The organism is Streptomyces sp. NPDC004788 (genome assembly GCF_053601115.1).
In genome coordinates this window covers 38,712-44,773 of the sequence record NZ_JBSGBF010000066.1, presented here as the reverse complement: position 1 = coordinate 44,773, position 6,062 = coordinate 38,712, and the positions used below count along the sequence as shown (strand labels likewise).

Genomic DNA, 6,062 nt, shown 5'->3' with positions numbered 1-6,062 from the left:
GCCGACGCGACGGCGGGCAGCGCGAGCGCCGGGGCGGGCACGGGCGCGGTCTCGACGGGCACGCCCTGCGGCGGGACGGCCGCGCCGAGCGCCGGCCGGGCCTGCGCGCCCTCGGCGGCGGTCACGACGGCGCCCTCGGCGGGCCGGCCACGGCGCCGCCCGGTCCCGGAGGGATCCGTACCGGTGGTGTTCTGGGCGGGGATCAGCTCATGGGGCGTACCGGCGGCCGGGGTGTCGTCCATGCGGCCGCGGCGGCGCCCGGTCGGCCGGGCGGTCTCCGGGGCGAGCGGGCTCTCCAGGAACGCGTCCGTGGAGGCCCGGCGGGCGCGCCGGCGCCCGCTGCCGAGAGTGGCGTCGGCGGACGCCTGCGCGGGCAGCGAGGGAACGGGGGGCAGCGCGAGCTGCTCGGAGCCCTCCTCCTTCGCGGGCTCCGGCTCCGGCTCGGGCTCCGCGGGGACGGTCCCGCGTCCGGCGCCGAGGGGAACCTCGACGACGTACGCGCCGCCGGTCGTCCCCGGCACCTCGTGGGTCTGCACGACACCGCCGTGCGCGGCGACGATCCCGCGCACGACGGGCTGGTGGACGGGGTCGCCGCCCGTGTACGGGCCGCGGACCTCGATCCGTACGACGTCACCGCGCTGGGCGGCGGCGACGACGATCGTGGAGTCGCCGGACGCCTCGCCCGGCGCGGCCTTGCTCTTGCCGGTGGCGTCGACGCCGGCCACGTCCGCGACGAGGTGCGCGAGCGCGGTGGTGAGCCGTGCCGCGTCCACCTCGGCCTCGATCGGCGGCGCGTGCACGGCGAACTGCGCCCGCCCGGGCCCGATCAGCTCGACGGCCGCGTCGATGCCGCCCGTGACGATGCCGTGGAGCAGGGCGGGGGCCTTCTCCAGCTCCTCGGCGCCGGAGTCGAGGCGCTGGTAGCCGAGGACGTTGTCGACGAGGGTGGTCATCCGGGTGTAGCCGGCGGCCAGATGGTGCAGCACCTGGTTGGCCTCGGGCCACAGCTGCCCGGCGTCGTCGGCGGCGAGGGTGCCGAGCTCGGTGCGCAGCTCCTCCAGGGGCCCGCGCAGCGACTCGGCGAGCACGGCGGTCAGCTGCTCGTGCCGGGCGGCGAGCGCCTCGTACCGCTCCTTCTGCTGCTCCAGCTCGGTCGAGTACCGCTCGGCGCGGTCGGCGAGCTCGACGGCGTGCTCCTCGACCAGCTGCTCGTACGGCCTGCGGTCGGTGAAGGTCATGACGGCGCCGACGAGCTGGTCCCCGTCCCGTACCGGCGCGGTGGTCAGGTCGACCGGCACCCGGTCGCCGTTCTTCGCCCACAGCACCTGGCCGCGGACGCGGTGCTTGCGCCCGGACTTGAGCGTGTCGGCGAGCGGCGACTCCTCGTACGGGAACTCGGTGCCGTCCGGGCGCTTGGCGAGGATCAGCGGGTGCAGCTCGGCGCCGCCCAGCTCGCCGGCGCGGTAGCCGAGGATCTGCGCGAAGGCCGGGTTCACGAGGACCACGCGGCCCTCGGTGTCCGTGCCCACGACGCCCTCGGACGCGGCGCGCAGGATCATCTCCGTCTGGCGCTGGGAGCGGGCGAGTTCGGCCTCGGTGTCGACGGTGCCGGTGAGGTCCCGTACGACCAGCATGAGGAGTTCGTCGCCGGTGTAGCCGCTGTACGAGTCGTACGCCTCGCGCCCGTCCTCCAGGCTGGCGCTGGTCACCTCGACCGGGAACTCGCTGCCGTCCGTGCGGCGCGCGACCATCCGGCTCGGGCGGGTGCGGCCCCGGTCGTCGGCCGGGTCGGGCCGGCGCATCGAACCGGGGATGAGCCGCGAGTCGAACTCCGGCAGCAGATCGAGCAGCCCGCGCCCGACGAGCGCGGTGCCGGGGGTCTCGAACATGCCGAGCGCGATGGTGTTGGCGTTGACGACCGTGCCGTTGCAGTTGACGAGGACGAGGCCGTCGGGGAGCGCGTCGAGTATGGCGGCGAGGCGAGCAGCGCCTCGGGATGGCCTGCTGCTCACGAGACGCTTCCTCCCTGAACCCACTGCCTGCATGTTGCCTGCAGCCCTTGCCTGGTGCGTGTGCCTGGTGCGTGGTGCCTGGTGCCAGTGACGGGGGCCGACGGGCCCCTATCTTGCCGCCGGGGGCCCCGGCCTGTCACGGAGGGAGTCTAAGGGAGGACGGCCCTCCGCCTGGGGACACGGGGTGCGGGTTTGGTGATCAGCCCTTGACGTGCGGAAGGACGGGGCGGAGGTTCTCCCAGCGGTCGATCTCGCAGCCGTTCACGCGGGAGAAGCGGGCGTCGACGGTCCGCCCCTGCCAGTTCCCGGTGATGTGCGCGGTGGCCGGGCCGCCGTACTGCTCCGTGCACATCTGCCCCTCCGGCACCGCCGCGAACGGATCGTCCGCGCCCCCGCCGGCGCGCGTCAGCTGTTCGAGCCGCTTGCACGCGTTCTCCGCCGCCGGATGCGTCCCGCCCGGCGCCGCCGTCCCTCCGTTCCCCCCGTTCCCGCCGCTCCCCCCGCACTCCAGCCGGAACGTCCCGTCCGCCTCCGCGTACCCGCTGCGCTCGATGCTCACCGTCAGCGAGGTCGCCGGGGCCGGCGCCGAGAGCAACGGCAGCGGCGGCAGCGGCCCGACCCCCACGGCAGAGGCGGCGACGGTCGCGAGGAGAAGAGGGCTGAGCATGCGGACTCCTGTCGGGTGGCGGGGCAGGGCCTGCCCCTGCGGCGTTCCTCCCTCCCTAACGCTCCCGCCCCCGCTCCGTTGCGCAACCGGAACGCGCCGGCCGAGCGGGGCCGAGCGGGGCCACGCGGTCCGCCCAGGGCTTTGCCCTCGGCCCCCGGCGCCTAGTACGGTGATAAGCGATTGGTGGCACACGGTTCGTCTGTGTCATCATCTGCACGCACCACTCGCGTACGCGCGGGGTGCATGGAGGCGTCGCCTAGTCCGGTCTATGGCGCCGCACTGCTAATGCGGTTTGGGTCTTAAAGCCCATCGAGGGTTCAAATCCCTCCGCCTCCGCAGAACGATCGAAGCCCCGGCCCTTGTGGCCGGGGCTTCGATCGTTTTCACGCGGTGCCCTCTTCACGTAGTCACGCAATGCCCTCGCGAGGCGATGGTGTGACCCCGGTCTCTTTCCGCTCGTTTCCGGCCCCCGGCACGCTTCCGCTTCGGGTCGCAGCCCCTCCGGGTGACTCCGCCGCGCAGAGCGTTTCCGCAGGTCAGATGGGGTGCGGTCAATGGATTTCACATGACGCCGGGACTCATGTAATGTTCTTCCTGTCGCCGGGACAGCGGGCCGAAAGGCCGGGAAACGGAGACAAAAACTAAAAACAAGCACTCGTAGCTTAACGGATAGAGCATCTGACTACGGATCAGAAGGTTGCAGGTTCGAATCCTGCCGAGTGCACAGAGTCGAGAGGCCCGGACGAGAGTCCGGGCCTCTCGCGTTATGCAGGCGGACCGCGGACGTGCCGGACGGCGCGGCCGCCAGTGGCCGGTGAGGAGGCCGCCGCCCTGAACCGGGATCAGCCGAGCAGACGCACGAAGCCGCCACGGGTCGCGGGGTCGTGCGCGACCGCGCGGACGTCTGTCGGGGCGGGAAGGGTGGGCGTGGAGAGGACGAGCGCGCCGCCCGCGTGTTCCGCGTCCGCGCACCAGTCGGCGATCGCTCCGTCCCCGACGAGCGGGGCGACGAAGGCCGGGATCATCACCCCGAGGTCGCCCGGGCCGTCCACGACACACAGGGTGAGCCTGGGGACGAGGCCCCAGCCGTCGAGGGGCGGGGCCTCGCCGTCCGGAGCGAGGACGAAGGGCGGGAGGGCGTCGTGGAGGGCGGACTCGGCGAGGACGAGGGCCGGGGTGGTGCCACGGACGAAGAGCGTGGACTCAGGGGACTGAAGCATGGCGCCACTGTCGCACGCCCGCGTTAGCCTCGATCCCGTGGACGAGGGGGAGTTGGCGCCGGGGAAGAAGTGGGCCGCGCGGGGGTTCGTCCTGCTGGTCGGGGCGGCGGTCACCGTGTCCGGGGTGCTGCTGGCCGTGCGGCTGTGGGGCGAGGCCGGGGTCGGGATGGGGTTCGGCGGGGAGCCGGGGCGGTTCGTCGCCACGGCCTGCACGAAGGAGGGGGGCGGGCGCGGGGGGCCGCGGACCGTCTGTACGGGGACGTTCACTTCCGACGACGGGCGAACGGTCGCGCGGGGCAGCATGAGCTCGCCCGGAGCGGACAGCATGGCGGTGGGGGACGCGTTCGACGTGCGGCGGGGCGGCGACGGCACGTGCGTGCGGGTCGGGGTGACGGACGTGGCGGGGGCGGTCGTGAGCGCCCTGATGACCACCCTCCTCACCCTCGTCGTCGCCGTGGCGAGCGTCGTCCTGGCAAGGCGCGTCGGGGACCGGCGGACGGCCCTCGCCGAGAACGGCTGGGATCCCTTCGACAGGGCCGTGCCCGCCCGGCGGCCGCCACGCCCGCCCTCCTACGGCTACCGCAAGCGCCGTCGTCCCAGGCGGTAGCGTCCGGCGGCATGGTCGCCGAGGTCTGGTACGTCGCTTACGGGTCGAACATGTGCGGGGCGCGGCTCAGCCGCTACCTGGCGAAGTGCCGGGACCGGTGCGCGCCGCGGGAGTCGCGGGCGGTGGTGGTGCCCGGGGCGGTGTACTTCGCGACCGAGTCGGCGGTGTGGGGCGGCGGGCGCGGGTTCTACGACCCGGGGGCGGACGGGGTCGTGTGGGCGCGGGCACATCTGCTGACCGCCGGGCAGTTCTCGGACATCGTCACGCAGGAGATGTACCGGGAGGTGGGGGCGGGAGCGGGAGGGGGCGGGGGCGCGGACGGGGACGGGGAGCTGGATCTGGCCTCGGTCGTGGCGTGCGGGCGGGTGGAGTTCGGGACCGGGCGGTACGAGACGGTGGTGTGCGCCGGGGAGCTCGACGGGCTGCCGATGCTGACGTTCACCGCGCCGTGGGCGATGGACGAGGTGGAGCACCGGGAGCCCTCGGAGGCGTATCTGCGGCAGCTCGTGGCCGGGTTGCGGGAGGCCGGCGCCTGGAGCGCCGACGAGATCGCCGGCTACCTCGCGGCCCTGCCCGGGGCCGTGGGCCGGTGGTCGGTCGAGGAGATTCTTGGGATCGCTCCCACACCTTCGGGTGAACCGGGCTGATTTCCATGTCAGTTGAATATGCCCTCGGCTTAACGTGCAGACGGAGGTGAAGTCCGATGAACGCCACCGATGCCATCGACGTCGACGACTTCGTGTACGCCGCCACCGGAGCGCGGCTCCGCAGGCTCACGCTCCCGGACGGGACGCACTGGTTCCCCGCCGTGGACGCCGCCCGCCAACTCGGCTACGCCAGCGCCCGCCAGGCCCTCCGGGCCCATGTCGCCCCCGCACTCCACACCACCGTCGCCGAACTGCCCACCGGCGGCGACGGCGACGACGCCGGCCTGAAGGCCGCCACCCGCGTCGTCTGCCTCGAAGGCCTCGTCCAGCTCGTCAACGCCTCCGCCCGCCCCGCCGCCGCGCCCTTCAAGGCATGGGTCGCCGAGGTCGTCGCCGGCGTGCAGCGCGACGGCTCGTACGGTCTCGAACTCTCGCCCCTCCGCGCCGCCGGGTTCGTCCTGCCGCAGCACCTCCTCGACGTCCTCGTGCGCCTGGAGGAGGGCGACCTCCGGCTCGACGAGGAGCAGACCGCCCTGCTGCGCGAGGCCGGGCGGGAGCTCCACCGGATCGCCGAGTCCCTCCAACGGATCCCGCTTCCCGCGATCCCGGCGATCCCGGCCCAGCGCGGTGTCCCCGCCCTCACCTCCCAGGAACTCCTCGACTCCTGGCGCGCCCGCAACCTCGTCGTCGGCGCCGACGTCCACGCCGTCGCCGCCTATCTCGCCCCCGCGCTCGTCCGCGGCGGCGTCCGCTACCGCCTCGAAGAGGTCGCCCGCCGCACCGGCCTCACCGCCGAACGCGTCCGCGACTGCGTCCGCACGCTCGTCGAGCGCGGCTGCATGCGGTACGCGGGAAGCGGTGGCGCCGACGGAGGGCTGCTGTACGTGCTCCCCTGAACCCGCGCTGAAA

Annotated in this window: 6 protein-coding genes and 2 tRNA genes; 5 read left to right on the top strand and 3 right to left on the bottom strand. The window is 73.8% G+C overall.

The window, feature by feature from the left end:
- Together ACWEJX_RS25745 and ACWEJX_RS25740 are read right to left on the bottom strand one after the other, a co-directional pair.
- The coding region (locus tag ACWEJX_RS25745; RefSeq protein WP_451609767.1) for a PAS domain S-box protein at positions 1-2,012 on the bottom strand (2,012 nt) is incomplete at its 3' end.
- Positions 2,013-2,211: 199 nt separating this feature from the next.
- Complete coding sequence (locus tag ACWEJX_RS25740) at positions 2,212-2,679, bottom strand: SSI family serine proteinase inhibitor (RefSeq protein WP_451609766.1); 468 nt, start codon at positions 2,677-2,679, stop codon at positions 2,212-2,214.
- A gap of 245 nt (positions 2,680-2,924) precedes the next feature.
- Here ACWEJX_RS25740 and ACWEJX_RS25735 point away from each other — a divergent pair.
- Positions 2,925-3,015 (top strand) — tRNA-Ser (locus ACWEJX_RS25735).
- Positions 3,016-3,330: 315 nt separating this feature from the next.
- Positions 3,331-3,403: transfer RNA gene (locus ACWEJX_RS25730), tRNA-Arg, on the top strand.
- A 118-nt stretch (positions 3,404-3,521) separates the two neighbouring features.
- On the opposite strand, the gene ACWEJX_RS25725 is transcribed toward ACWEJX_RS25730, so the two are convergent.
- Positions 3,522-3,899 (bottom strand): hypothetical protein, encoded by a 378-nt coding sequence (locus tag ACWEJX_RS25725; RefSeq protein ID WP_451609765.1) that lies wholly within the window; start codon positions 3,897-3,899, stop codon positions 3,522-3,524.
- A gap of 37 nt (positions 3,900-3,936) precedes the next feature.
- Here ACWEJX_RS25725 and ACWEJX_RS25720 point away from each other — a divergent pair, with 37 nt between their 5' ends.
- From ACWEJX_RS25720 to ACWEJX_RS25710, 3 genes are read left to right on the top strand one after another with little or no spacing between them, the layout of a single operon-like run.
- The gene (locus ACWEJX_RS25720) at positions 3,937-4,506 is read left to right on the top strand and encodes a hypothetical protein (RefSeq protein ID WP_451609764.1); all 570 of its coding nucleotides are present in this window, start codon (positions 3,937-3,939) and stop codon (positions 4,504-4,506) included.
- A gap of 11 nt (positions 4,507-4,517) precedes the next feature.
- Positions 4,518-5,153: a histone deacetylase gene (locus ACWEJX_RS25715; protein ID WP_451609763.1), complete on the top strand. Its 636-nt coding sequence runs from the start codon at positions 4,518-4,520 to the stop codon at positions 5,151-5,153.
- Positions 5,154-5,209: 56 nt separating this feature from the next.
- On the top strand, positions 5,210-6,049 hold the full coding sequence (locus tag ACWEJX_RS25710; protein WP_451609762.1) for a BRO-N domain-containing protein: 840 nt from the start codon (positions 5,210-5,212) through the stop codon (positions 6,047-6,049).
- The last annotated feature ends 13 nt before the right edge of the window (positions 6,050-6,062 follow it).

What these genes read in the sequence shown, in the direction of transcription:
- ACWEJX_RS25710 (WP_451609762.1), top strand. Translation starts at nt 5,210, where the DNA reads ATGAACGCCACCGATGCCATCGACGTCGACGACTTCGTGTACGCCGCC.
- ACWEJX_RS25740 (WP_451609766.1), bottom strand. Translation starts at nt 2,679, where the DNA reads ATGCTCAGCCCTCTTCTCCTCGCGACCGTCGCCGCCTCTGCCGTGGGG.
- ACWEJX_RS25715 (WP_451609763.1), top strand. Translation starts at nt 4,518, where the DNA reads ATGGTCGCCGAGGTCTGGTACGTCGCTTACGGGTCGAACATGTGCGGG.
- ACWEJX_RS25725 (WP_451609765.1), bottom strand. Translation starts at nt 3,899, where the DNA reads ATGCTTCAGTCCCCTGAGTCCACGCTCTTCGTCCGTGGCACCACCCCG.